This is a genomic window from Pseudomonas sp. MF08831, from assembly GCF_059862645.1.
The window spans coordinates 100,400-125,527 of record NZ_JCBCUX010000002.1 but is presented as its reverse complement, the minus strand read 5'-3'; the positions used below and the strand labels follow the sequence as shown (position 1 = coordinate 125,527).

General features: G+C 62.2%; 18 protein-coding genes. 6 read left to right on the top strand and 12 right to left on the bottom strand.

The annotated features are described in order from the left end of the window. The first annotated feature begins 13 nt into the window (after positions 1 to 13). The 3 genes from AC19YS_RS03965 (at position 14) to AC19YS_RS03955 (ending at position 2,167) form a co-directional block, all read left to right on the top strand. Positions 14 to 325, top strand: a complete 312-nt coding sequence (locus AC19YS_RS03965; protein ID WP_106577661.1) for a PsiF family protein — start codon at positions 14 to 16, stop codon at positions 323 to 325. 206 nt (positions 326 to 531) lie between these two features. Continuing rightward, a complete protein-coding gene (locus AC19YS_RS03960; RefSeq protein ID WP_106577662.1) occupies positions 532 to 1,545 on the top strand; it encodes an AI-2E family transporter in 1,014 nt (337 codons plus the stop codon). Positions 1,546 to 1,588: 43 nt separating this feature from the next. Next, a complete protein-coding gene (locus AC19YS_RS03955) occupies positions 1,589 to 2,167 on the top strand; it encodes a hypothetical protein (protein ID WP_500600994.1) in 579 nt (192 codons plus the stop codon). A gap of 147 nt (positions 2,168 to 2,314) precedes the next feature. Here AC19YS_RS03955 and AC19YS_RS03950 read toward each other — a convergent pair whose 3' ends face one another. Then, the gene (locus AC19YS_RS03950; protein ID WP_012721959.1) at positions 2,315 to 3,583 is read right to left on the bottom strand and encodes an Hsp70 family protein; all 1,269 of its coding nucleotides are present in this window, start codon (positions 3,581 to 3,583) and stop codon (positions 2,315 to 2,317) included. A 237-nt stretch (positions 3,584 to 3,820) separates the two neighbouring features. Between AC19YS_RS03950 and AC19YS_RS03945 the strand changes: the two genes are divergently transcribed. Together AC19YS_RS03945 and AC19YS_RS03940 are read left to right on the top strand one after the other, a co-directional pair. After that, positions 3,821 to 4,765 (top strand): DnaJ C-terminal domain-containing protein, encoded by a 945-nt coding sequence (locus AC19YS_RS03945; RefSeq protein ID WP_200624048.1) that lies wholly within the window; start codon positions 3,821 to 3,823, stop codon positions 4,763 to 4,765. A gap of 119 nt (positions 4,766 to 4,884) precedes the next feature. Continuing rightward, a complete protein-coding gene (locus AC19YS_RS03940) occupies positions 4,885 to 10,047 on the top strand; it encodes a dermonecrotic toxin domain-containing protein (protein WP_500600992.1) in 5,163 nt (1,720 codons plus the stop codon). 16 nt (positions 10,048 to 10,063) lie between these two features. On the opposite strand, the gene ureC is transcribed toward AC19YS_RS03940, so the two are convergent. From ureC to urtA, 11 genes are all read right to left on the bottom strand, one after another. Beyond that, a complete protein-coding gene (gene ureC, locus AC19YS_RS03935) occupies positions 10,064 to 11,764 on the bottom strand; it encodes an urease subunit alpha (RefSeq protein WP_106577666.1) in 1,701 nt (566 codons plus the stop codon). A gap of 119 nt (positions 11,765 to 11,883) precedes the next feature. After that, positions 11,884 to 12,189, bottom strand: coding sequence for an urease subunit beta (locus tag AC19YS_RS03930; RefSeq protein WP_049710249.1), 306 nt, complete (start codon positions 12,187 to 12,189; stop codon positions 11,884 to 11,886). After that, positions 12,186 to 12,719, bottom strand: a complete 534-nt coding sequence (locus AC19YS_RS03925) for a GNAT family N-acetyltransferase (RefSeq protein ID WP_106577668.1) — start codon at positions 12,717 to 12,719, stop codon at positions 12,186 to 12,188. The genes AC19YS_RS03930 and AC19YS_RS03925 overlap by 4 nt, the downstream gene beginning before the upstream one ends. A gap of 5 nt (positions 12,720 to 12,724) precedes the next feature. Further along, positions 12,725 to 13,237, bottom strand: coding sequence for a GNAT family N-acetyltransferase (locus tag AC19YS_RS03920; protein WP_500600991.1), 513 nt, complete (start codon positions 13,235 to 13,237; stop codon positions 12,725 to 12,727). Positions 13,238 to 13,246: 9 nt separating this feature from the next. Then, positions 13,247 to 13,549: an urease subunit gamma gene (ureA, locus tag AC19YS_RS03915; protein ID WP_003171437.1), complete on the bottom strand. Its 303-nt coding sequence runs from the start codon at positions 13,547 to 13,549 to the stop codon at positions 13,247 to 13,249. Positions 13,550 to 13,710: 161 nt separating this feature from the next. Then, positions 13,711 to 14,550 (bottom strand): urease accessory protein UreD, encoded by an 840-nt coding sequence (locus AC19YS_RS03910; RefSeq protein WP_106577670.1) that lies wholly within the window; start codon positions 14,548 to 14,550, stop codon positions 13,711 to 13,713. A 31-nt stretch (positions 14,551 to 14,581) separates the two neighbouring features. Then, a complete protein-coding gene (gene urtE / locus AC19YS_RS03905) occupies positions 14,582 to 15,280 on the bottom strand; it encodes an urea ABC transporter ATP-binding subunit UrtE (protein WP_106577671.1) in 699 nt (232 codons plus the stop codon). 164 nt (positions 15,281 to 15,444) lie between these two features. Then, positions 15,445 to 16,305 (bottom strand): urea ABC transporter ATP-binding protein UrtD, encoded by an 861-nt coding sequence (urtD, locus tag AC19YS_RS03900; RefSeq protein WP_124416306.1) that lies wholly within the window; start codon positions 16,303 to 16,305, stop codon positions 15,445 to 15,447. Further along, the gene (gene urtC / locus AC19YS_RS03895; protein ID WP_119737840.1) at positions 16,302 to 17,381 is read right to left on the bottom strand and encodes an urea ABC transporter permease subunit UrtC; all 1,080 of its coding nucleotides are present in this window, start codon (positions 17,379 to 17,381) and stop codon (positions 16,302 to 16,304) included. The genes urtD and urtC overlap by 4 nt, the downstream gene beginning before the upstream one ends. After that, positions 17,381 to 18,883, bottom strand: coding sequence for an urea ABC transporter permease subunit UrtB (urtB, locus tag AC19YS_RS03890; protein WP_448198862.1), 1,503 nt, complete (start codon positions 18,881 to 18,883; stop codon positions 17,381 to 17,383). The genes urtC and urtB overlap by 1 nt, the downstream gene beginning before the upstream one ends. A gap of 141 nt (positions 18,884 to 19,024) precedes the next feature. Next, positions 19,025 to 20,290 (bottom strand): urea ABC transporter substrate-binding protein, encoded by a 1,266-nt coding sequence (gene urtA / locus AC19YS_RS03885; RefSeq protein ID WP_106577675.1) that lies wholly within the window; start codon positions 20,288 to 20,290, stop codon positions 19,025 to 19,027. A gap of 259 nt (positions 20,291 to 20,549) precedes the next feature. Between urtA and AC19YS_RS03880 the strand changes: the two genes are divergently transcribed. Beyond that, positions 20,550 to 25,124: a DUF4329 domain-containing protein gene (locus AC19YS_RS03880; RefSeq protein ID WP_500600988.1), complete on the top strand. Its 4,575-nt coding sequence runs from the start codon at positions 20,550 to 20,552 to the stop codon at positions 25,122 to 25,124. Positions 25,125 to 25,128: the final 4 nt, after the last annotated feature.

Here is a 25,128-nt window from a genome sequence, read left to right as displayed (position 1 = left end):
GGGAGAAAACTCCATGAAGATGCTGCGTATTCCGCTGTTGATGATGGGCCTGCTGCTGTGTTCCCAAGGGTTTGCCGCCACCGCCGCACAGACCGCCCAGCAACAAAAAATGACCACCTGCAACGCCGAAGCCAAAGGCAAGACGGGCGACGAGCGCAAAACATTCATGAGCACGTGCCTCAAGGCCGCTCCGGCAGCCAACGACGCCAAGACCCTGACGCCCCAGCAGCAGAAGATGAAAGACTGCAATGCCACGGCGAAAACCAAGGCGTTGACCGGCGATGCACGCAAGACCTTTATGAGCACTTGCCTCAAGGGTAGCTGATCACGCTTTCGCGCACGCTGGCGTTCAGGTGTGGGAGCCGGGCTTGCCCGCGATGCAGACACCTCGGTGTATCAGGCAAACCGAGGTGATGCTATCGCGGGCAAGCCAGCTCCCACAGTTGATCGCATTCACACCCTGGCCTCTCGCTTGATTCCCTCAAGGCTGGCAGACTGCCCATCCTTTAACGCCGTTCGTTTTGAGGCTGTATGCCAACGTTTTCTCAGCGTCACGTGTTGTTGCTGGTCAGTTGCATCATCATTTTCGGTGGGTTATTGCTGGTCCTGCCGCTCAAGCTGCTGCCCAGCCTGCTGGCCGGCCTGTTGGTTTATGAACTGGTCAACATGCTCACCCCGCAATTGCAGCGGCTGATCGAAGGTCGGCGCGCGCGCTGGCTCGCTGTGGCGTTGCTCGGCACCTTGATCGTCAGCGTGCTGGCCCTGATCTTTGCCGGCGCCATCAGTTTCCTGCTCCACGAAGCGGAAAATCCCGGGGCTTCCCTCGACAAATTCATGGGTGTGGTCGATCGCGCGCGCGGCCAGCTGCCGCCGTTTTTCGACGCCTACCTGCCCGCCAGCGCCGCCGAGTTTCGCGTGGCCATCGGCGACTGGCTGAGCAAGCACCTGAGCGAACTGCAACTGGTCGGCAAAGACGCTGCCCACATGTTCGTCACCCTGCTCATCGGCATGGTGCTGGGCGCGATCATTGCCCTGCAGCGCGTGCCCGACCTGACCAAGCGCAAACCGCTGGCCGCCGCCTTGTTCGACCGCCTGCACCTGCTGGTCCAGGCGTTTCGCAACATCGTCTTCGCCCAAATCAAGATCGCCGCGCTCAACACCCTGTTCACTGCGATCTTCCTCGGGATCGTGCTGCCGCTGTGCGGGATTCACCTGCCGCTGACCAAGACCCTGATCGTGCTGACCTTCCTGGTCGGCCTGCTGCCGGTGATCGGCAACCTGATCTCCAATACGCTGATCACCATCGTCGCGTTGTCGCTGTCGATTTGGGTCGCAGTGGCGGCGCTGGGGTATTTGATCGTGATCCACAAGGTCGAGTACTTCCTCAACGCGCGCATCGTTGGCGGGCAGATCAGCGCCAAGTCGTGGGAATTGTTGCTGGCGATGCTGGTGTTCGAAGCCGCATTCGGCCTGCCGGGCGTGGTGGCGGGGCCGATTTACTATGCGTACTTGAAGAGTGAGCTGAAGCTCGCCGGAATGGTTTAACGCACTCGCTTGAACTTTAAAGGGAATTAAGGGGAAGCAAGCAGTGAGCGACAATATCTACGCTCCGCCAGCGGCGGAGCTGACCGAGACGGTAAAGACGTCTTCAGAGTTTTACGTCATTTCCAAAACCAAGCTGCTGGTGTTGAGCGTTCTGAGCTTTGGGCTGTACACCTACATCTGGTCGTATAAAAACTGGAGTTTGTACAAAAAGGCCAATCAGGTGGACATCTCGCCGTTGGCGCGCGCCATTTTTTTTATTTTCTTTATCCACCAGCTCTATCGCCGGGCCGCTGATCGCGTGGCCCGCAGCGGCCGAAAGTTCGATTTTGACTTTGAGCAATGGGCGACGGTGTTCGTGGTGGTGACGGTCGGCGCCCGGGTTTTCGAAATAGCCGCTGACCGTTTCCAGCCCTGGTTTGCCTATAAGCCGCTGATGCTCCTGGCCGTTCCGCTGTGTGCCTACATCCTTCAACACGCCCAGGGCCTGGTCAATTTCGCGGCAGGTGACCCAGAAGGGCAGAGCAACGCTCGCTTTAACCTGTGGAACTACCTGGTGATCGTGCCGGGCGCGGTGGTGTGGGGCCTGATACTGATTGGGGTGTGGACGGTTTATCACCACTAGGCGGTCTTCACCGTTCAAAAAAATGTGGGAGCGGGCTTGCTCGCGAAAGCGGTGTGTCAGTCAGCACATCTGGTACTGAAGCACCGCCTTCGCGAGCAAACCCGCTCCCACATTTTGGATTTGCTGTGTGAGTGAAATCGGGGCCGGTCAGCTGCCGTAACGCTTGCTGGCCTCAATCGCCAAACCACTGCCGATACTGCCGAAGATATTGCCTTCCACGTGCCGCGCATTCGGCAACATCGCCGAAATGCTGTGGCGCAGTGCCGGAATGCCGCTGGAGCCCCCGGTAAAGAACACCGTGTCCACTTGCGCCACACTGACCGACGCATCGGTCAGCAGCTGCGTGACACTGTTGCGCACGCGCTCGAGCAAGCCATCGATGGCGGACTCGAACAGCGCGCGGCTCAGCTCCACGCTCAACCCCGGCTCAACCCGGTCGAGCAACACGTGGCGGCTGTCCTCGTGGGTCAGCTGGATCTTGGTTTCTTCCACTTCCATGGCCAGCCAGTGCCCGGCGCGCTGTTCGATCAGCTTGAACAGGCGGTCGATGCCGCCGGTGTCTTCGATGTCGTAGCGCATGCTGCCCAGTGCCAGCTGCGATTTTTGCGAGTACACCGAGTTGATGGTGTGCCAGGTGGCCAGGTTCATGTGGTGGCTGGTGGGCATGTAGGCGCCGCTTTTCATGCGGCTGCCGTAGCCGAACAGCGGCATCATGCCTTGCAGGCTGAGCTGTTTGTCGAAGTCGGTACCGCCGATGTGCACGCCGCCGGTGGCAAGGATGTCGTCGTGACGGTTGTCATTGTGACGGCGATCCGGTGACAGGCGCACCAGCGAGAAGTCGGACGTACCACCGCCGATGTCGACGATCAGTACCAACTCTTCCTTCTCAATGGTGGACTCGTAGTCGAACGCCGCTGCAATCGGTTCGTACTGGAAGGAAATGTCCTTGAAACCGATTTTGCGGGCGACATCGACCAGGGTGTTTTCCGCTTCCTGGTCGGCCATCGGGTCGTCATCGACGAAAAACACCGGGCGACCCAGTACCACTTCTTCGAATTCACGGCCGGCGTTGGCTTCGGCGCGACTCTTGAGCTGGCCGATAAACAGCGCCAGCAGGTCGGTGAACGGCATTGCCGTGCCGAGTACGCTGGTGTCGTGCTTGATCAGCTTGGAGCCCAGCAGGCTCTTGAGCGAGCGCATCAGCCGGCCTTCGTAGTTTTCCAGGTACTCGTGCAGGGCCAGGCGACCGTACACCGGGCGGCGCTCCTCGAAGTTGAAGAACACCACCGACGGCAACGTGATCTTGTCGTCCTCCAGCGCAATAAGCGTTTCCATGCCGGGGCGGATCCAGCCGACGGTGGAGTTGGACGTGCCGAAGTCGATACCGCAGGCACGGGCTGGGGATGGGTTTTTCATGTCTATCGGGTTCCGGTTGAAAAACGGCCGCGCAGTGTATGCCAGTCGGGCACGGATGCGTAGGCCGACCATCCGTTAAATCGTGCTTGAAAGTGCGGGATTTGCCCCCACATCTATTGCATACGGCTAGCGCCGATAACACTTTGACGCACCCCCAGGCCACATCACTCAACAGGTGCATGCAGCGCACGTTGTGCCCCGGGCTGTGCGATCTCGATTAAGGATGGTGAACCGCCGATGGATTTCAAAGACTACTACAAGATTCTGGGTGTCGAGCCGAGCGCCGATGACAAGGAAATCAAGGCCGCCTATCGCAAGCTCGCACGCAAATATCACCCGGACGTGAGCAAGGAAAAAGACGCCGAAGAGAAATTCAAGGACGCGTCCGAAGCCTATGAAGCGCTTAAAAGCGCCGATAAGCGCGCGGAATACGACGAACTGCGCAAATATGGCCAACATGGCCAGCCGTTCCAGGGGCCTCCGGGCTGGCAGAGCCGTGGCGACTTTGGCGGCGGCCAGGACGCGGGCGACTTTTCGGACTTCTTCAGTTCGATCTTCGGCTCGCGCGGCGACGCGTTTGGCGGCGGTCAGCGCCGTCAAACCGGGCGCAAGGGCCAGGACGTGGAAATGCAGCTGTCGGTATTCCTTGAAGAGACGCTGTCCACCGAGTCCAAGCAGATCAGCTTCCAGGTGCCGCAATACGACGCCTCGGGTCGTCACGTCAGCAACACCATCAAAAGCCTGAACGTGAAAATCCCCGCCGGCGTGGCCGACGGCGAGCGCATCCGCCTCAAGGGCCAGGGTGCGCCGGGTATTGGCGGTGGCGCCAATGGCGATCTGTACCTGATCATCAAGTTTGCGCCGCACCCACGGTTTGAAGTGGACGGCGAAAACCTGATCATCAACCTGCCCCTGGCGCCATGGGAATTGGCCTTGGGCGCAGAAGTGGCCGTGCCGACCCTCACCGGCAAGATCAACCTCAAGGTGCCGGCCGGCAGCCAGAACGGCCAACGCATGCGCGCCAAAGGTCATGGCCTGCTGAACAAGGCCGGGCAGCGCGGTTACCTGTTCGTGCAGCTCAAGGCCGTGATGCCGAAGACCAGCGACGATGAGGTCAAGGCGTTGTGGCAGGAGCTGGCAAAAAAAGCCGCGTTCGATCCGCGAGAAAACTGGAACAGCTGACGCCAGGACGCTCGCGTCCAGGCACCGAGCACTGCAGGGCAGCACTGCATAGATAGGCCCAGCCAATGGTGGGTGGTGAATAAGCTCCAGCGCTTTATCACCTCCCAAGGGAACCCGCCATGGACCTTCACATCACCCTTCCCCCGGCGCTCGCGCTGCCGGGGGACCAAGGGCAGCATTACGCGTTTCTGTCCTCTGTCATCCCGCCGTATCTGGTGCAGGCGTCTACGCAAAACCGTTCTGGCTTGCGCGGCGTCAAACCCCTTGTAGCGCCCTGGTATGCGCAAGCGACACCGGCGCAAAAAGACACCCTCAAAACCGTGCTGGACGCCACCTGGCAGTCAACCAACGCCTGGGAAAAGCTCCAGGGCAAGGTCCAGACGCTCGTTGCGTTTGCCCGGCCGCTGCTGGAAACCGCGTTGAAATACGCGGGGCATGAACTGGACGTAGAGCAGACCTTTGTGCGCCTCTATAGCCCGGCTCAGGATACGTTCGGCAGAGCGACCGGGGGTTTCGTGCCCAAGACCTTCTCCCTGCTGCAGGCGGCCCTGAACAATTTCGAGGCGCCTGAAACAGCAATCGGTCATTTCAACAGCGCGTCCGGCTTTATCACTCAACCCGATGAGCGCGGCCATTTCGAGCGGCACCCCACGCGCATGACGCTTGAGGCGTTTGCCCGACTGTGTCGCGACCTCGATCTGGGCGGCCAGTACCAGGCCTACCTGCAGTCGCATTTGCGTTCTGATGACGTGGTGTCCCAGGCCGTCTTGCGCCAGCGCTATCTCACCGCCCAAAAAGATGCGTTCAGTGCCGCAGCCCATCTGGCGCTGCTGCAGGGCGACATTGGCGACGGCGATTTCGCCTTGCTGATGCGCGTGGCCAGCGGCGAGAAAAACATCCGGGTCGGCGACAAACAGCTCTGGTATCGCACGCCAACCGTGATGAACCTGCGTTTGCAGGGCTGCGTGTTGATCGAGCCGTGCGTCAAATACCGCTACAGCACCTGGTTTATCGCCTGGTTCCCCAACGACCCGCAGCACCCGATCAAACGCTACGAAACGTCTTCGGCGTTTGTGCAGGCCATGACCGACCGATTGACTCAGGGGGCGACCCGGGCCGACCGTTCGCAGCCATGGTCGCCCACCGACTTCCAACTGTTTTTCAGCCGCTTCGTGGCGCAAAAAGATCGACCTTATTATTTTCATCGGCTGACCGAACTGGTCGTCGACGCGCCGCTGCAGTCGCAGGCTGCCCAGTGGCTGCGCTCCGAGCAAGGGCGCTTCTGGTCGGGTGTGCTGGCGCCTGAGACGCGCTGGGCGAGCTCAAGCCTGGGCGACCCGGCGCATACCTCGCGGGTGCCGGTCAGCGGGCCGAACCTGCATATCAATGGCGTAGCGTTCAAACAGATCTGGGAAGAGGTCGATCTGTGGGAGGAGCTGTATGAAGGCATGCTGGTGCGCCTGTTCGACGATGCTAAAACACAGGCCATCCCGACGGCCGAAGCGGATGCGCGCGACCGCTCCAGGCGCCTGTCGCACTACCTGAACCTGGGGCTGTTGGTGGTCAATGTGGTCTCCATGGCAGTACCGCCGCTGGGTTACGCCATGCTCGCGGTGACGGCCGGGCAGTTGCTGTACGAGACCTTCGAAGGTGTTGTCGACATGGCGCAAGGGGACCGTGAAGCTGGCTGGTCACACCTCAACGATGTGGTGGAAAACCTGGCGATGCTGGCCGCCGGTGGCGTGGCGTTTCACTTCACGGTGTCGCCGTTTATCGAACAGCTTAAAAGCGTGCGGCTGCCCGGCGGGAAAACCCGTTTATGGAAGCCCGACATCCAGCCCTATGTGGCGGACATTGCCTTGGCGCCTGAGTCTGTCGCCTCTGAGGAGGGCATACATCGACGTGCCAATCAGCACGTGCTGAACCTGGAAGGCAGGACGTTTGTGCTCAAGCGCGAGCCGTATCCCGGTAAAAGTCGCCTCCAGCATCCTGGCCGGCTGGAGGCTTATCAGCCTGAGGTGCGCCATAACGGTGTCGGTGGCTGGGTGCATGAGGCGGAGTATCCGCTGGGCTGGGAGCAGCCGCGCCTGATGCGGCGCCTCGGGCCGTTTCTGGATGGCTTGAGCGACGCCCAGCTTGAGCAGATTCGGCGGGTCAGTGACGTTGACGAAAGCGTGTTGCGCCGCTTGCATGTCGAAAGTGAACCGGTGCCTGCGGTGTTGATCGACACCGCGCGGCAGTTTCGTGCCTACGCCGATGCGGTGAGTGTGAGTGAGCAGATCGACCGTGGGCGTTTATCGAGCCGTTTGGCCAGCTATGCGGCGGCGCTGATGGTGCACCTGCCAGGTTGGCCGCGTGCCTGGGCGATTGAGGGGTTCAGGAGCGAGGGTGGCGACGCGGTGCTTTACGGCGATGGGATTACCCCGGTTCAGAAGGTGATCCGGATCAGCCTTCCGGACCTGATGGCGGGCAAGCTCCCCGAGCGGGTGGCGCGTGCGCTCAGTGATGAGCATGCCCGCGAGCTGCTCGGGCAACACGCGCCCCACGACCCGTTGCAGCGTGCGATGTTGCTGCAGAACCGGCTGGCGCAGCACGCCCGGCAGTATCGATCCACGCTGTTCCAAAGCTTCTATGCCGACCAGCAACCGCCCACCGAAAAAGCTGTGCAGCTGTTGCAGCGCGACTTCAAAGGGGTGCCCGCGATCATGGCCCGCGAGCTGCTGGCGCGGGCGCGGCCCAGTCAGGTGAGCGCGCTTGAAACCCGCGGCAAAGTGCCTTTGGCGTTGGCCACGCAGGCGCATCAGTTGCAACGCCAGATGCGTTTGGTTCGCGCCTATGCAGGCCTTTACCTGGATGCCCTGGCCAACCCGGACACCGAGGCGCTGGTGCTCAACACCCTGGAAACCCTGCCGGGCTGGCAAGACGACTTGCGCCTGGAGGTGCGTGCCGAGGGGTTCAATGGCGCGTTGCGGGCCAGCTATGGGCCCGTCAATGCCTCCCACCGCAAAGTGATCGTGCAGGTAGCGGACGGGCAGTACCAGGCCTTCGACGAGGAGGCCAACGTCTTGCATGGCATCAACAGTTTCTACGACTCGTTGCAGCACGCGCTGACTGACGCGCACCGGACGTCGTTGGGCCTGCCTCATGTTGGGCAAGGGCTGGCGCTGAAAGCGTTGATTCAACGGTATGCGCTGCCCCGTCAGCAGTTGCTCAAGGTACTGGGGATGCAGCCCGACAGCCGGCCATTTTTTGTCCCGGCGCGGCGACTGCCGGACGGCCGTCGCGGGTATCCGCTGAGCGGCAGGGGGCAGGGCACCTGGGGGCAGATTATTGAAGAGCGTGTGCGTGCATTGTTCCCGGACATCAGCACCGAAGAACTGACGCAATTGCGCGCAGACAACGACCCCTTCAATGACCAGTGGCTCAAGAACCTGGAAGGTGAATACAAGACCCTGGATCACACCTTGCAAACCTGGCTGAGCGCGCCTATCGAAGGTGTCGGTGAATTCGGCAGTGCCGCTTACCGGCGGCAACTGCAGGTGCGCAGCAAAATTGTGCGCGCGCTCAAGGACGCCTGGCGTGGCATCGGGCCCCGGCATATCGATCACTTGGGCAACTACCTGGGCCAGCAGATCGACTTGAGTGGCGTGCGCATTCGCCGCCAACTCAACAGTTTGCCGGCGTTGACGGCCCGCTTTGGTCACGTCAGTGAATTGAACCTGTCCGAAAGCGATTTTGGCGATGATAACCACCGCTTCCTCACGTACTTCACCGGCGTGTCCAGCCTCAATCTGGAGAACTGCCGATTGACCCGCCTGCCCGCGCCGCTGTCGCGGATGCCGCGCCTGGGGGTGTTGAGCCTCTCGGAAAACCACATCGTGCTGGACGCGCACGGCGTGGCGCAGTTACGTGCACTGCGAAGCCTGTGGATGCTCGAACTCGAAGGCAACCCGCTGGGGCTGGCGCCGGATGTCAGCCAAATGCCCAACCTGCAGATGCTGTTGCTGAGCAATACCGGGCTGGACCGTTGGCCCACCGGCCTGTTCGGGCGGGTCAGGCCGCGTGGGTTCTATCTGAACATGACTGCCAATCGGTTGAGCCGTATACCCGATGTGGCACCCGGCTCTGACCGCGCGGCGCTGATTGCCCGCACGGTGGTAGACCGCAACCTGTTGAGCCCCGACGTGCTCGCCAGGCTCAAGCTGTATATCGAATCGATTGGTCTGGACCCCGAACGCCGCTTTCCGCCACGGGGCGCGCAAGACAGTATCCACTGGAAGGGCGAGCTGACGCCGACGCAGTGGGAAGCCAAGCAACCGCTGTGGGATGCACTGGAGGCGTCGCCGGGCGCCGAGGGTTTTTTTTACGAAATCAGAAAGCTCTCCGAGTCGTCCGACGCGGCCTCCCCGGCCTACAAGCATGAATTGGCGGCTAAAGTCTGGCGCATGCTGGAGGCCGCGTACGCCGATGCCTCTCTGCGCGACAAGCTGTTCCAGATGGCCAGTGCGCCCACCACCTGTGTCGATGCCGGTGCGCAACTGTTCAACGCCATGGGGGTTGAAGTGCTCCTGAGCGAAGCTTATTCGGTGCCCGATGGGCAGTTGGTCGGGCTTGAACTGCTGGACCTCGCCAAGGGCAAATCACGCCTGGACGAGCTTGGCCGGATTGCCCATGCCCGCGTAGGCGAATTGCTCAAGAGCGGCCGGCGCTTTGCCCAGTACAACGGCAATGGCGACCCGATTGTTCACCGCGATGCGCAGGGCAGGGTGTTGCGCCCGATTGACGAAGTCGAGATCCACCTGGCGTACGTCACCGGGCTCGCGCAACGCTTGGACCTGCCCTGGCAGTCGCGCAGCATGATGTTCCGCGAGCCGGACGTCACGGCGGCGATGCTGGATGCCGCGTTTGAGCGTGTCACGCGCCTGGAGCAAGGTGACCTGCTCAGGGAAAACCTGCTGGAACAGGATTTCTGGTGCACTTACCTGGAAGGTGCCAACCGCGCGCAGTTCGATGAGTTGAAAGCCAAGGCCGATGCCCTGGACGACTTGCTGGTGGCGCAGCAAACGTGGGCTGCCGACGGCGGTTTGGCCGCGCCGCACAAACTCGCGCTGCGCAAGACCATCGAAGAAGCCGGACGGCGCTTGGGGTTGCCTGCCAGCGAGCTGAGCCCGGGGCAGGTGATGTCGGATGAGGTGTACTTCGCGCAGTTGAGCGCAATGGGCGTGGCGCGCAAAAACCTGCTGCGTCAGCTCAGCGACCAGGCCTTGGGCAGAACCCCATGACCTGGCCGCCGAGGCGTCAGAACAGGAAGTAACGCTGCGCCATCGGCAGCACGTCGGCCGGCTCGCACCACAGCAGTACACCGTCGGCCTTGACCTGGTAGGTCTGTGGGTCCACTTCGATAGCCGGCAGGTAGTCGTTGTGGATCAGGTCGGTTTTCTGCACGTCGCGACACCCCTTGACCACCGCAATCTGCTTTTTCAGGCCCAGGGCTTCGGGCAATCCGGCTGCCTGCGCCGCCTGGCTGATAAAGGTCAGGCTGGTGGCATGCAACGAACTGCCGAAGCTGGCGAACATGGGGCGGTAGTGCACCGGCTGCGGCGTGGGAATCGACGCATTGGCATCGCCCATCAGGCTTGAGGCAATCGCGCCGCCTTTGAGAATCAGGGTCGGTTTGATGCCAAAAAAAGCGGGGCGCCACAGCACCAGGTCGGCCCACTTGCCGACTTCGATAGAGCCGACGATATGGCTGATGCCGTGGGTGATCGCCGGGTTGATGGTGTACTTGGCGATGTAGCGCTTGGCGCGGAAGTTATCGTTGCCTTCGCCGTCACCCGGCAACGGACCGCGCTGTTTTTTCATTTTGTCGGCCGTCTGCCAGGTGCGCGTGATGACTTCACCGACGCGGCCCATGGCCTGGCTGTCCGAGCTGATCATCGAGAACGCGCCGAGGTCGTGCAGGATGTCTTCGGCGGCGATGGTCTCGCGGCGGATGCGGCTTTCGGCGAAGGCCACGTCTTCGGCAATGCTGGGGTCCAGGTGATGGCAGACCATCAACATGTCCAGGTGCTCGTCGATGGTATTTCGGGTGAACGGCCGGGTCGGGTTGGTGGAGCTGGGCAGTACGTTCGGGAAGCCGCAGGCCTTGATGATGTCTGGCGCGTGGCCGCCTCCGGCGCCTTCGGTGTGGTAGGTGTGAATGGTGCGGCCCTTGAGCGCGGCGAGCGTGGTTTCGACGAAGCCGGATTCATTCAGCGTGTCGCTGTGGATGGCGACCTGCACGTCATATTCATCGGCGACGCTCAGGCAGTTATCAATGCTCGCAGGCGTGGTGCCCCAGTCTTCGTGCAGCTTCAAACCGATGGCGCCGGCCTTGACCTGCTCGATCAAGGGCTGCGGCAAACTGGCGTTGCCCTTACCGGTGAAGCCAATGTTCATCGGGAACGAATCGCTGGCCTGAAGCATGCGCGCCAGGTGCCACGGGCCTGACGTACAGGTGGTGGCGTTGGTGCCGGTGGCCGGGCCGGTGCCGCCGCCAATCATGGTGGTGACGCCGCTGGTCAGCGCTTCTTCGATCTGCTGCGGGCAGATGAAATGCACATGGGAGTCGATGCCGCCGGCGGTGAGGATCATGCCTTCACCGGCGATCACTTCGGTGCTGGCGCCGATGGCCATGGTTACGCCCGGCTGGATATCCGGGTTGCCGGCTTTGCCGATCGCGTGAATGCGGCCATTCTTCAGGCCGACGTCGGCCTTGACGATGCCCCAGTGGTCAATGATCAGCGCGTTGGTGATCAGCGTGTCCACGACCTCATGGGCGAGCAACTGGCTTTGGCCCTGGCCGTCGCGGATGACTTTTCCGCCGCCGAACTTCACTTCCTCGCCATACACGGTGAAGTCTTTTTCGACTTCGACGAACAGCTCGGTGTCCGCCAGGCGGACCTTGTCACCGACGGTGGGGCCGTACATGTCGGCGTAGGCTTGGCGGCTGATTTTCATGTGTGTGAACCCTGAAAAATTATGTTGAATGTGAGTCCGCTATCGGGGGCAAGCCCCCTCCCACCTTTGGTTTGTGGACGCGGTCAAAATGTGGGAGGGGGCTTGCCCCCGATAAGGCCTTAAAGGTCGCCCATGATCCGTCCGGCAAATCCGAATACCCGGCGCCCACCGCTCAAATCGACCAGCTCGACCTCACGGCTCTGCCCCGGCTCGAACCGCACCGCCGTCCCGGCCGGAATATTCAGGCGCATGCCACGGCTCGCCGCGCGGTCAAACGTCAGCGCGTCATTGGTTTCAAAAAAATGGTAATGCGAACCCACCTGGATCGGCCGGTCGCCGCTGTTGGCCACGCTGAGGGTGACGGTACGCCGGCCGACATTCAGTTCGATATCGCCAGGCTGGATCTGATATTCACCAGGAATCATGCAGGTTGCCCCAGGGTCTTGTAGTAGATGGCGGTCGGGCTGTAGCGCCCGTCCGGGCTTTGGCAGTAGTCGGGCAATTCACCGATTTTGGTGTAGCGCAGCGACTGGTAAAAGGCTTCGGCACCGGAGCCGGCTTCGGTGTCCAGGTACAGCAGGCCGCGCTTGTGCTGGCGCGCGGCGAGTTCCAGAGCGCTCATCAATTGCTGGCCCAGGCCATGGCGGCGGGCGCTGCTGTGTACCAACAGTTTTTGCACTTCGGCGCGGTTGAGGCCATTGGCTTTCTGGCACAGCGCCAATTGCACGCTGGCGATCACCTGTTCATCGCGCACCACCACCCACAGCAGCAGGCTGGCGTCTTCGATGCTGGCTTGTACGCCCTTCAGATAGTCGCGGGCCTGGGCTTCATCGAAATCCGCCATGAAGCCCACCGACGCACCATGCTTCACCGCGTCCAGCAACAGCTCGATCAAGCCCAGACGGTAATGGGCAAAACTTTCAGCATTTACTCGACGCAGTTGAGCAGTGTTCATCGATCTCACTCCTTGGGCGGTTCGGCGCCCGGATTCAATGTCAGTTGCATAAAGGTCAGGTCCAGCCAGCGGCCGAACTTGATGCCCACTTGCGGCATTTGCCCGGTGGTGGTGAAACCCAGGCGCTCATGCAGGCGAACAGACGCCTGGTTGCCGCTTTCGATGGCTGCGACCATCACGTGTTTGCCGGCGCTGCGGGCGCGCTCGATCAGCGCTTGCATCAGGCGCGGGCCGAGGCCTTTGCCGCGCTGGTCATTGCGCACATACACCGAGTGCTCGACGCTGTAGCGAAAGCCTTCAAAGGGTCGCCAGTCGCCGAACGAGGCGTAGCCGGTGACTTCATCGTTTTCCACCGCCACCAGGATCGGGTACGCCTGGGCCTGACGCGCCGTGAACCAGGCCTGTCGGTTGGCCAGGTCGACGGGTTGTTCGTTCCAGATCGCCGTGGTGTTGAGCACCGCGTCGTTGTAGATGTCTCGAATGGCCGGCAGGTCTTGCTCGGTTGCATCACGAATCATGATCGGCTCTCACGCGATAGGCTGGTGGACGGTGACCAGCTTGGTGCCGTCGGGAAAGGTGGCTTCCACCTGGATATCCGGGATCATTTCCGGGATGCCTTCCATCACTTGCTCGCGGCTGAGCAGGGTGGTGCCGTAGTGCATCAAATCGGCGACGGTGCGGCCATCGCGGGCACCTTCCATCAAGGCAGCGGAAATGTAGGCGATGGTTTCCGGGTAGTTGAGCTTCACGCCTCGTGCCAGGCGGCGTTCGGCGACCAGGCCTGCGGTGAAGATCAGCAGTTTGTCTTTTTCCCGTGGGGTCAAATCCATGGTTCAAGGTCCTTCATAAACAGCATTCTTAAAAACAACAGAGATCCGAGAGTGGGAGCTGGCTTGCCTGCGATGGCATCACCTCGGTACATCAGCTATACCGAGTTGCCTGCATCGCAGGCAAGCCAGCCCCCACAGGGGACAGGTTCCACTTCAGATCGTCATGTGCTCCAAATTCTTGGTGGGACCGCCTCTCGCCCCAGTACGGTCGGACGCAGCAGTTTCCACACATCAATCAACCAGCCCCGCGCCAGCAGTGCTTCACTGGCCAAACAGCGGGCCACCAGCAGCCCGGGCAGTTGGGTCAGGTCGCCGCGCACCGCATGGGGCAAGGCGCGGCAGCTTTCCAATAAGTCAGGCTCGATATCGCCAGTGAGCAGCAGTGTGGCGAACACCGGTTGCCCGTCCAGCCCGATGGGCGAGTCGAGCAACCCGTCGGCGCCTACAATGCGCTGGCGCTCATGCCAGAGCAACTGGCCGTCGCGGCGGATATCCAGGTGCGCTTGAAAGTGGCCCAGGTCAAAACGCTCGCCACTGGCTGGCCGGCCGAGAGCGACCACGTCCCAGTAGAACAGCCGGGCATCGCCTTGCAGGTCAATGCGGGTGGTGAGTTCGGCCTGGGCGGCGCTGAACACGATGGTTTCCTGGGGCAGCCACTCCAGCGTGGCGCCCGCTTCCACGGTCAATTCAAGCTGTTGAAAGGCCGGGCCGCTGGCGCGGTACCACTTGGCCGCGCCGGGGCTGGTCAATTGCGCCCAGGCACCGGCGCCAACATGGGCGCGGATGTCCAGGCGATCACCGCCGGCAATCCCGCCGGGCGGGTGCACGATGATGTGCTGGCACACCTGAGGACCTTCGGCGTACAGGTGCTTTTGCACGCGCAGCGGGCCGAGGTGGCGGCGCATCACTGGGCGCGTGGTGTCGCCGAAACGCGCGTAGCCGAGGTCCAGCTCGGCATGCCAGCTGGGGGTGAACAGGGCAGGGGAAACGGGCAGGTTCATGGTTGAGTGCTTATCGTCAGGACGCTACAGATTAGATGGTAACCAGCCCGCGTACACCCTCACTTTCCATATTTTCACCGCGGCCTTGCTGGACGATTTCGCCGCGTGACATCACCAGGTATTGGTCCGCCAGCTCGGCAGCGAAGTCATAGAACTGCTCCACCAGCAGGATCGCCATATCGCCGCGTGCGGCGAGCTTCTTGATCACCATGCCGATTTCCTTGATCACCGACGGCTGGATGCCTTCGGTGGGCTCATCGAGGATTAACAGGCGCGGGCGGCTGGCCAGGGCGCGGCCAATCGCCAACTGTTGCTGTTGGCCGCCGGACAAGTCACCGCCGCGCCGGTGTTTCATTTGCAGCAGTACGGGGAACAATTCATAGATAAACGCCGGCACTTGCTTGGCCTCAGAACCCGGAAAGCGCGACAGGCCCATCAACAGGTTCTCTTCCACCGTCAGCCGCGCAAAAATCTCCCGGCCCTGTGGCACGTAGGCAATGCCAGCGTGCACGCGCTGATGCGGCTTGAGCCCGGTAATGGCTTTGCCTTCCCAATTCACCGCGCCTTCTTTGGCCGGCAGCAAACCCATCAGGCACTTGAGCAGGGTGGTTTTGCCCACACCGTTACGGCCGAGCAGGCAGGTGACCTCGCCGATCTTCACGTCAAAAGACAGCCCGCGCAGGATATGGCTACCGCCGTAGTACTGATGCAGCTTGTCGACTTGCAGCATGTTCAAATTCTCCTCAAATCCCTGGTAGGAACCGGATCAACTGTGGGCGCTGGCGTGCCTGCGATGCAGGCAACTCGGTATGCCTGATGGACCGAGTGATGCCATCGCAGGCAAACCAGCTCCCACATCTGCATCGGTTCCCACGAAGCAGCCCGCATCTTGGGTTAGCGACCGAGGTAAACCTCGATCACTCGCTCATTTTCCTGCACGTGTTCCAGCGACCCTTCGGCCAGCACGCTGCCCTGGTGCAACACCGTCACGTGGTCGGCAATCGAGCCGACAAAGCCCATGTCGTGCTCCACCACCATCAGCGAATGTTTGCCCGCCAGGCGCTTGAACAGTTCGGCGGTAAATTCGGTTTCGGCGTCGGTCATGCCCGCCACGGGTTCGTCCAGCAGCAATAGCTGCGGGTCTTGCACGAGCAGCATGCCGATTTCCAGAAACTGCTTTTGCCCGTGTGACAGCAAGCCCGCCGGGCGCTGCGCCGAGGCGCTCAGGCGCAGGGTGTCGAGCACTTCATCGATGCGGTCTTTTTGCTCGCCGCTCAAGCGTGCGCGCAGGCTGGCCCACACGGATTTGTCGGTTTTCTGCGCCAGCTCCAGGTTTTCGAACACGCTGAGGGCTTCGAACACGGTGGGTTTCTGGAACTTGCGGCCGATGCCGGCCTGGGCGATCTGCACCTCGCTCATGCTTGTCAGGTCGAGGGTTTCGCCGAACCAGGCCTTGCCGTGGCTGGGGCGGGTCTTGCCGGTGATCACGTCCATCAGCGTGGTCTTGCCCGCGCCGTTGGGGCCGATGATGCAGCGCAATTCGCCGACGCCGATGTAGAGGTTCAAGTCGTTGAGCGCCTTGAAACCGTCGAAGCTGACGCTGATGTCTTCCAGGGTCAGGATTGTGCCGTGGCGGGTGTTGAGGCCCTTGCCGGCGGCCTGGCCGAGGCCGATCGCATCGCGGCTGCTGCCCGCGTCTTTGTTTGGCTCAAGAATGGGTTCGAGCATAAATTCCGCCGTCGCAGTGACTCTCATTGTTCACCCCGTTTCTTCAACAGGCCGATCACGCCCTTGGGCAAATACAAGGTGACGAGGATGAACAGCGCTCCCAGAAAGAACAGCCAGTATTCCGGGAAGGCCACCGTGAACCAGCTCTTCATGCCGTTCACCACACCGGCGCCGAGCAATGGCCCGATCAGCGTGCCACGCCCGCCCAAGGCCACCCACACGGCGGCTTCAATGGAGTTGGTCGGCGACATTTCGCTGGGGTTGATGATGCCCACTTGCGGCACATACAACGCGCCCGCCAGGCCACACAATACCGCGCTCAACACCCACACAAACAGCTTGAAGCCACGCGGGTCATAGCCGCAGAACATCAAGCGGTTCTCGGCATCGCGCAGGGCGGTGAGCACGCGGCCGAACTTGCTCTGCGCCAGGCGCCAGCCGGTGTAGAGGCTGGCGACCAGCAACACGACCGTGGCAAAAAACAGCACCGCCCGCGTGCCCGGTTCGGTAATCCCAAAGCCCAGAATGCTGCGGAAATTGGTGAAGCCGTTATTGCCACCAAACCCGGTCTCGTTGCGAAAAAACAGCAGCATCCCGGCGAAGGTCAGGGCCTGGGTCATGATCGAGAAATACACGCCCTTGATCCGCGAGCGGAAGGCGAAGAAGCCAAACACCAGCGCCAGCAACCCCGGCGCCAATACCACCAGGCACATCGCCCAGAGGAAGTGCTCGGTGCCAACCCAATACCAGGGCAGTTCGGTCCACGACAAAAAGGTCATGAAAGCCGGCAGCTCATCGCCGGAGGCCTGGCGCATCAGGTACATGCCCATCGCATAACCGCCGAGGGCAAAGAACAAACCGTGGCCGAGGGACAGCATGCCCGCATAGCCCCACACCAGGTCCAGGGCCAGGGCGACGATGGCGTAGCAAAGGATCTTGCCCACCAGCGTGAGGGTGTAGGCCGACACGTGCAGCGGGTTTTCCGGCGCCAGCAGCGAACACAAAGGCAACGCCAGCAGCAGGATCAGGATCACCGCGCCGACGGCTATTGTCAGCGTGGGGCCGGCCTTTCGCGTGGCCGTAAGCATCAATGGCTGGTTCATCAGTCGATCACCCGTCCTTTCAGTGCGAAGAGTCCTTGCGGGCGTTTCTGGATAAACAGAATGATCAGCGCGAGGATCAGGATCTTGCCGAGCACGGCGCCGATCTGCGGTTCGAGAATCTTGTTGGCGATGCCCAGCCCGAAGGCGGCCATCACGCTACCGGCCAACTGGCCGACACCGCCGAGCACCACCACCAGGAACGAGTCAATGATGTAGCTCTGGCCCAGGTCCGGGCCGACGTTGCCGACCTGGCTCAGGGCCACGCCACCCAGGCCGGCGATGCCGGAGCCCAGGCCAAAGGCGAGCATGTCCACACGCCCGGTGGGCACGCCGCAGCAGGCGGCCATGTTGCGGTTCTGGGTGACGGCACGCACGTTGAGGCCCAGGCGCGTCTTGTTCAGCAACAGCCAGGTCAGCACCACCACGCACAGCGCGAAGGCAATGATCACGATGCGGTTGTACGGCAGCACCAGGTTGGGCAGCACTTGAATGCCGCCCGACAGCCACTGCGGGTTGGAGACTTCGACGTTCTGTGCACCGAACACCAGGCGCACCAACTGGATCAGCATCAAACTGATGCCCCAGGTGGCGAGCAGGGTTTCCAGCGGACGGCCGTAGAGGTGACGAATCACGGTGCGTTCCAGGGCCATGCCGATGGCGGCGGTGACAAAAAACGCCACCGGCAACGCGATCAATGGGTAGAACTCGATGGCCGCTGGCACGTAGCGCTGCATCAGCAGTTGCACCACGTAAGTCGAATAAGCGCCGAGCATCAGCATCTCGCCGTGGGCCATGTTGATCACGCCGAGCAGGCCGAAGGTGATCGCCAGGCCCAGGGCCGCAAGCAGCAGAATCGAACCCAGGGACATGCCGCTGAAGGCCTGGCCGAGGATCTCGCCGACCATCAATTTGCGTTTGACCTGCGCCAGGCTGGTCTCGGCGGCGGTATGCACGGCGGCGTCGGTTTCGACCCCCGGCGCCAGCAGGGCTTCGAGGCGTGTGCGCGCCAGCGGGTCGCCGGTGCTGCCGAGCAAGCGCACGGCAGCAAGGCGCACCACGGGGTCGGTATCAACCAATTGCAGGTTGGCCAGGGCCAGGCTGAGGGCGGTGTGCACGTCTTCGTTGGTTTCGGCGGCCACTTGCTGGTCGAGGAATTTGAGCTGCGCAGGCTGCGCGGTTTTTTGCAGGGTTTGCGCGGCGGCCAGGCGCACCTTGGGGTCGGCGGCGAGCAACTGCTGACTGGCCTGCACGTTGTCGATCAAGCCACGCAGGCGGTTGTTCAGGCGCACGGTTTTGGTTTCGCCGTTGAGCGTGATCTGGCCTTGTTGCAGGGCGTCCACCAGCTCGATGCGTGCCGGGTCAGGCTGGGCGGCCCAGTCCTGCAGCAGCTTGGCTTGTTGGGGCGGGTTGGCAGTGAGGAAGTCTTCGGCGTCGCCTGCATATACCGCCAAAGGCAGCAGCAACAAGGCCGTGAGGATGAAACGGTGCAGGGCAGTGGGCATAACAAAATGTCCTGATCATGCGCGGACAGTGTGGGAGGGGGCTTGCCCCCGATGGCTGGGTGTCAGGCACTGCATGTGTTGCCTGATGCACCGCAATCGGGGGCAAGCCCCCTCCCACATTTTTAATCTGCGCTAGGGGCCTTAGTTGCTCTTGACGGCGTAATCCGGCTTCTTGTCATTGCCAGGGATGTACGGGCTCCATGGCTGCGCACGAATCGGCTCCTGGGTCTGCCACACCACCGAGAACTGCCCGTCAGACTGGATCTCGCCGATCATCACCGGCTTGTGCAGGTGGTGGTTGGTTTTATCCATGGTCAGGGTGAAGCCCGACGGCGCGGCAAAGGTCTGCCCGGCCATGGCTTCGCGCACTTTGTCGACGTCGGTGGACTTGGCTTTCTCCACCGCCTGCGCCCACATATGGATACCGACGTACGTGGCCTCCATCGGGTCGTTGGTCACCGCTTTATCCGCGCCCGGCAGGTTGTGGGCCTTGGCGTAAGCCTTCCAGTCGGCGACGAATTTCTTGTTCACCGGGTTCTCCACCGACTGGAAGTAGTTCCAGGCGGCGAGGTTGCCCACCAGTGGCTTGGTGTCGATGCCGCGCAGTTCTTCTTCACCCACGGAGAAGGCCACCACCGGTACGTCGGTGGCTTTCAAACCCTGGTTGGCCAGCTCTTTGTAGAACGGCACGTTGGAGTCGCCATTCACGGTGGAGATCACCGCGGTCTTGCCACCGGCCGAGAACTTTTTGATGTTGGCCACGATGGTCTGGTAATCGGCGTGGCCGAACGGGGTGTAGACCTCTTCGATATCTTTGTCGGCTACGCCTTTGGAGTGCAGGAACGAGCGCAGGATTTTGTTGGTGGTGCGCGGGTACACGTAGTCGGTGCCGAGCAGGAAGAAGCGCTTGGCGCCGCCGCCTTCTTCGCTCATCAGGTATTCCACCGCCGGGATCGCCTGTTGGTTGGGCGCCGCACCGGTATAGAACACGTTCGGCGACATCTCTTCGCCTTCGTATTGCACGGGGTAGAACAGCAAACCGTTGAGTTCTTCGAACACCGGCAGCACGGATTTGCGCGACACCGAGGTCCAGCAGCCGAACACCACGGCGACTTTGTCCTGGGTCAGCAGCTGACGGCCTTTTTCGGCGAACAACGGCCAGTTCGATGCAGGGTCGACCACCACCGGCTCGAGCATCTTGCCGTTCACGCCGCCTTTGGCGTTGATCTCGTCAATGGTCATCAACGCCATGTCTTTGAGCGAGGTCTCGGAGATTGCCATGGTCCCGGACAGCGAGTGCAGGATGCCGACCTTGATGGTCTCGGCGGCCTGCACGGTCCAGGTCAGACCCATGGCGGCAATGGAGGCGGACAGGGTGAAAGCCTTGATCAAACTGCGACGCTTCATGGTGCGGTCTCCAGAAACTCAAGTTGTTATGAGGGCATTGCACAGGCTTTTGCAAAGGCTGTGCCGAGGTGCACGCGGGCGCTTGTTTGCGCAGCAGACGGACGCTGCCGGGCCGGGCGCGCGCACCAGATCGGCGCGCTGGCGGGGTGGGCGTGCACGGGGTGCGCTGAAGTGGTGCCGGGGTCGACAACTATCTAGCGCCGCCTGGAATCGCGTTGATGGAACAGTGACCGCTCCTCACTTTCCAAGGACTGAACTTATGCCACGTACCCCAAGAGTCGCTGCGCCACAGCCGACCCTGCCGGTCTTGAGCCCGCCGTTTATCAGCGCCGACGATGCCGCGCGCTGGGCCTATGAGCAGGGCGACTACGCAGCGGCCGACAAGGAATTGGGTGGTGCGATTCTCAAGCAGGGCCACTACTGGTTTGCCACAACGCCTGTGGCCGACCAGCACGTCACCTTCGATCATCGGATCGTGCTGGCCACCGACGCCGAGGATAATTTCATCGCCCCCGAGGGCTATACCTGCGAGGCGCTCTATCACTCGCACCCGCCGGACATGGCGCAGGTGAAGCGGCACAACCCCGGCATGAGCGATGAGCAGGCCTCGGTGTTCATCAGTTTTTTCTCGCCTGCCGACCTGCGTTTTATCATCGAACACCGGCGTTCAGTGGTGGCGCACTATGTGTTCGGTCCCGAAGGCTCATTGCTCAAATACATGAGCAGTGGCTCGGCGGCCGAAGTGCTATTGAGAAAGCGCATTGCCGGTGAGGAGCCATTCGCGCCCTCTGCAGACTTCGAGTCGTTGATCTGGCAGGCCGCGCAAGCCGGCGATCTGCGCGTGGTGGTGGCCAACGCGCATTGGGGCGGCGTGCGCGGCCGGGTCAAGCACGGCTGGCGGATCAACGCCGCCGTCACGCAGGTGACAGAGGAACAGCCGTTCTGCACGCCGGTCTTTGAGCGCGCAGACCTGGCGCTGATGGCCGCGCGCGCGTTGTTCCCTGAAGGCTCAGCTCAGGGCTTTGTGCTTAAGCACACGCGCGGCGAAGCGTATGTGGCGACTTACCCCGAGGCGCTTGGCACGCCATTGTTCTCTCCCGCAGCCCGGTTTCCGTTGCGCGCCGATGGCCAGTTACGCCTGCCCTCAAACTTTCGACTGGAGGCCATCTACTACCGCGCCACGCCCTTGGCCGCGGAGATTCCCGCACGTGAACCCTGGCTGTATTCCACCTTCTTTACCCCCGCCGAAGTGGCTGCCGCCATCACCCAGTCGCGCGCGACCCTGGCGCTGCAGGACAAGGCGCGTGGGCTCCAGCTGTATCTGCAGGCGTCGGATGGCGCGCTGCTCAAACTGCAAGTGCCCGGCGCCGAGACCGACCTGGCCGGCGCTGATGTTGACGACAACGGCGCCCAGGCCGCGCTGCTGGCCGGCACGCTGAGCCCGCGTGGCTATGTGCGCCGTGTGATTGCCTCAACGACGGTGTCGGTAGTGGCGGCGGGGTTGCTTTGGCGAACGGTCGGCCCGGTGGACAATCGCTCGGCAGTGCTGGACGGTGTTTCGCGGGCGGTGATAAGCCGCGCCTTTATTTCGGCTCACGATGCAGCGGTGTATGCGCACGAGCAGATAGGGCGGCGCCGCGAGCGTGCCTACGGCGGCTACGTGCTCAAAGACGCTAAAGGACATTTCTTTATCACCGCGCCTGAGGCCAGTGATGCCAACCCGTTCGCCCAGTTGCTGTTTTTTCCTGCGGATGGGCAAGGCCCGTTGATTCCGCCTGAGCCGTATCAGGTATTTGCGCGTTACGGCTCGCACCCCGCGCTGTCGATGGTCGACCCCGAGTGGGTGGCGCAACGACGCTGGAGCCGTGAAGACGCGCTGATCAACCTGCAGGTTTTTTCCGCCGATGAAATTCACGCTGTGATCAGTCACAGGCAGCCGGCCTATCTGTCGGCCGCCGAGGATTGTTTACTGGCGTACACGCCGAGTTTTTCCAGTGCTGAGCAACGGCTGCTGAGCCAAACTGCGCCGCAACCGGGTGGCAGTGCCGCTCAGCAACGGCTGGACAGCGGGCAGGTCAAGCCTGCGCAATGGGTCATCGTGCTGGCCGAAGCCGGTGATTTGCGGGTGATCCTGGGCAATGCCTTGTGGGGCCCGCGCTCGCCGGTCTATGACGACTGGACTGCGTATTTTGACTATGCGCCAAGAGTCGGCGCGCCGGACTACGCGACCTATGGCGCGCTGTTTGCCAGCGCAGACGCGGCCGCTCGCAACCTTCATGCACGGGTTCATGGGCGCAACCTTGCCGAGCAGGCGTACTTCGGTTTTATTCTCAAGCACAAGGACACCGAGCAATACCTGGCGAGCGAGGTCGCAGGCGCGGGCGACCAGAATGCCCTGTTCAAGCTCAACCGTGTGTTTGCCCCGATTGCGGGCGGCGATTTCCGTTTTCCTGACGGGTTCGTTCTGTGTGGATTGTTTCGTTCGCAGCAGTGGCAACCGGCGGACCTGCCTGCCCCAACCGCCTGGCTGACCCGCTATTTCGTGATGCCCAAGGTGCTGTACGTCGCCCTCTACGACACCAAGCGCGCGGGCGAAAAATACAACCATGGCAAAAACCTGCCGGTGTACTTCTCGACCGAGGAGGGCGCCTTGCTGCGGTACGTGTCGCTGCCCTTCAACGTGGGAAGTGGCGGCCCGGTGGACAGGGTCCTTGAGGAAGACGAACGCTTGTTGATTTCGGGCCAGAAGACGGCGCAAGCCTTTGTCCGCGACTGGGCCGACCGAGGTGAACTCAAGGTGATCCACACCAGCCAGTGCTGGGACACCCCGGGCGTGGTATCGCGTACCTGGGCCGGCTACGAGCACCTGGCTCGACGCCGGTTGAGCCCGGCCTTCGCCAGCGCGGATGATGCGGCGCGTTATGCCGCCGACATTATCGGCGAGGGACGCCGCCGCGCCTATGGCGGGGTGCTGCTGCGGCAGGCGGATGGCCTGTACGTGGCGACGGACCCATTGGCCTTGCCGCCCCAGGGGTTTGCGCTGAACTGGGTGTACCCCGATGTGGCCGTCACTGGCGGGCTTTATCCCCATGGCAGCACTGTCGTTGCGCGCTACCGCTCGGTGCTTGGCGAGGAGACGCAAATGCTGTTGGCCGCCGAGCAAAAGGCTATCTACCAGAGCATGCTGCCCACCGCCGTGCTGTCGAACCTGTTGCACCGTGACCCGCGCATACAGCGCGAATACCTGTTCGGGCCCCACGGCACGATCCTGCGTTACCAGTTGACCGGCTCGGTGGAGGAAGCGGCGCTGAAAGCGCGTCTGGTGCCCCTGAACCCACTGAACGGCAACCAAGTAGACACCGAGGTTGAACGCCAACTGCGGGCCGGTACCCTGCTGCCGGGTGACTTCGTCGGCCAGGTCGCCAAGGCCGGCGACCTGCGCGTTATCAAGGGCAATGCGTTGTGGGGGTTTGCCCGGCGCGTGAGCGCGCCCTTCGTGGCGAATCTGGCGACCCTGCCGGCCCTGGAGATCAAGCAGGTATTCGCCGATGCGCCGTGCAGCCCGATCTTTGCCCGCGCCGACGACGCCGTACGTTATGCACAACGATTGGCATCGCCCCGGCCAGAGGTACAGTTCGGTTACGTGCTCAAGGCCGTCAATAAAAATGCCTACATGACCACTCTGCCGCTGGTGCGCGGGGATTGCACGCGGCTCGCACAGGTTTTTGCCGACGGGTTGCTGCCCCAGGGCTATGGCTTGGATGGCCTGTATTTATGCGCCTCTACCGCTGCGATTGCGCCGCCCAGCGATGCCATGGCCACCAGCTTCTTCACTCCCCAGGCGTTGGCCGGTGGCGTCGGCTTCGTCAGCAATTTGTCCAAAAGCCGAGGCTTGCCGCTTTACCTGCTGTGTGCCGACGGGGCGCTGCTCAGCTATGTGGTCAACAAGAACGGCCGGCAATTGGCCTACGCGATGCTCAGCCAAGCGGGCGCCATCGCCCGGCGCATGCTTGAGGGCAGCTCGACCGTCGCAAGCTTTGTCAGAGAACTGGCGGCCAAGGGCGCGCTGGAGGTGCGGGTGCGCAGCACCGTGTGGGGCAAGGAGCAGGCCGTGACGGCGCAGTGGCAGCCCAACGCCGAACCCTGGCCGTTCGAACACAACCCGCACGTGCTGTCATTTTGTGGGCCGTTGTTCAGTCATGCCGATGATGCGGCGCGCTGGGCTCGTAAACAGGTGGGCCCGTTCAAGGGCGTCGAATACCTCGGCGCGGTGCTGACCTGTCCCGGGATTACGGGGTTTGTGTCACTTGACCCGATAGAGGACCGCCACGCCTGGCTGCAGGACACGATTGTGAAACTGTTCCGGTTCGAGCGCGCCGGGCTTGAGGTCACGGTCGCCCACCCGCTGTTCGGCTACGCGGTCAACGCCGTCCAGGCCTTCTACAAAGGCATGGCTGCCGTGCCGAACCTGCAGGCGCAGGAATGGAAGCTGCTGAACAATTTTGTCTCCGGCACCGAGCTGAGGTCGTACTTGGACATCGTCAAGATCAACCACCCCGTCGCCGAGAGTGTCTACCTGACGTGCCGAGGCGGCGCGCTGCTCAAGTATGTGCCCGGTTTTACGGCGGCCGAGACGCAATTGCTGAGTGCCGGTGCGTCGGTTTTGCCCAGCGCGTTGGTCAGCGGTTTGTGGGCGGCCGGCCAGCTTGCGGTGCTGGAAACCGACGCCTTCTGGACCCGCGCAGGGGTGTTGGGCACGGCGTGGCAAGCCAACCTGCAGGCCGAACCTGATCCGCTGGACGTCCAGTACGGTCGGGACAAGGACGAACTCTGAGGTG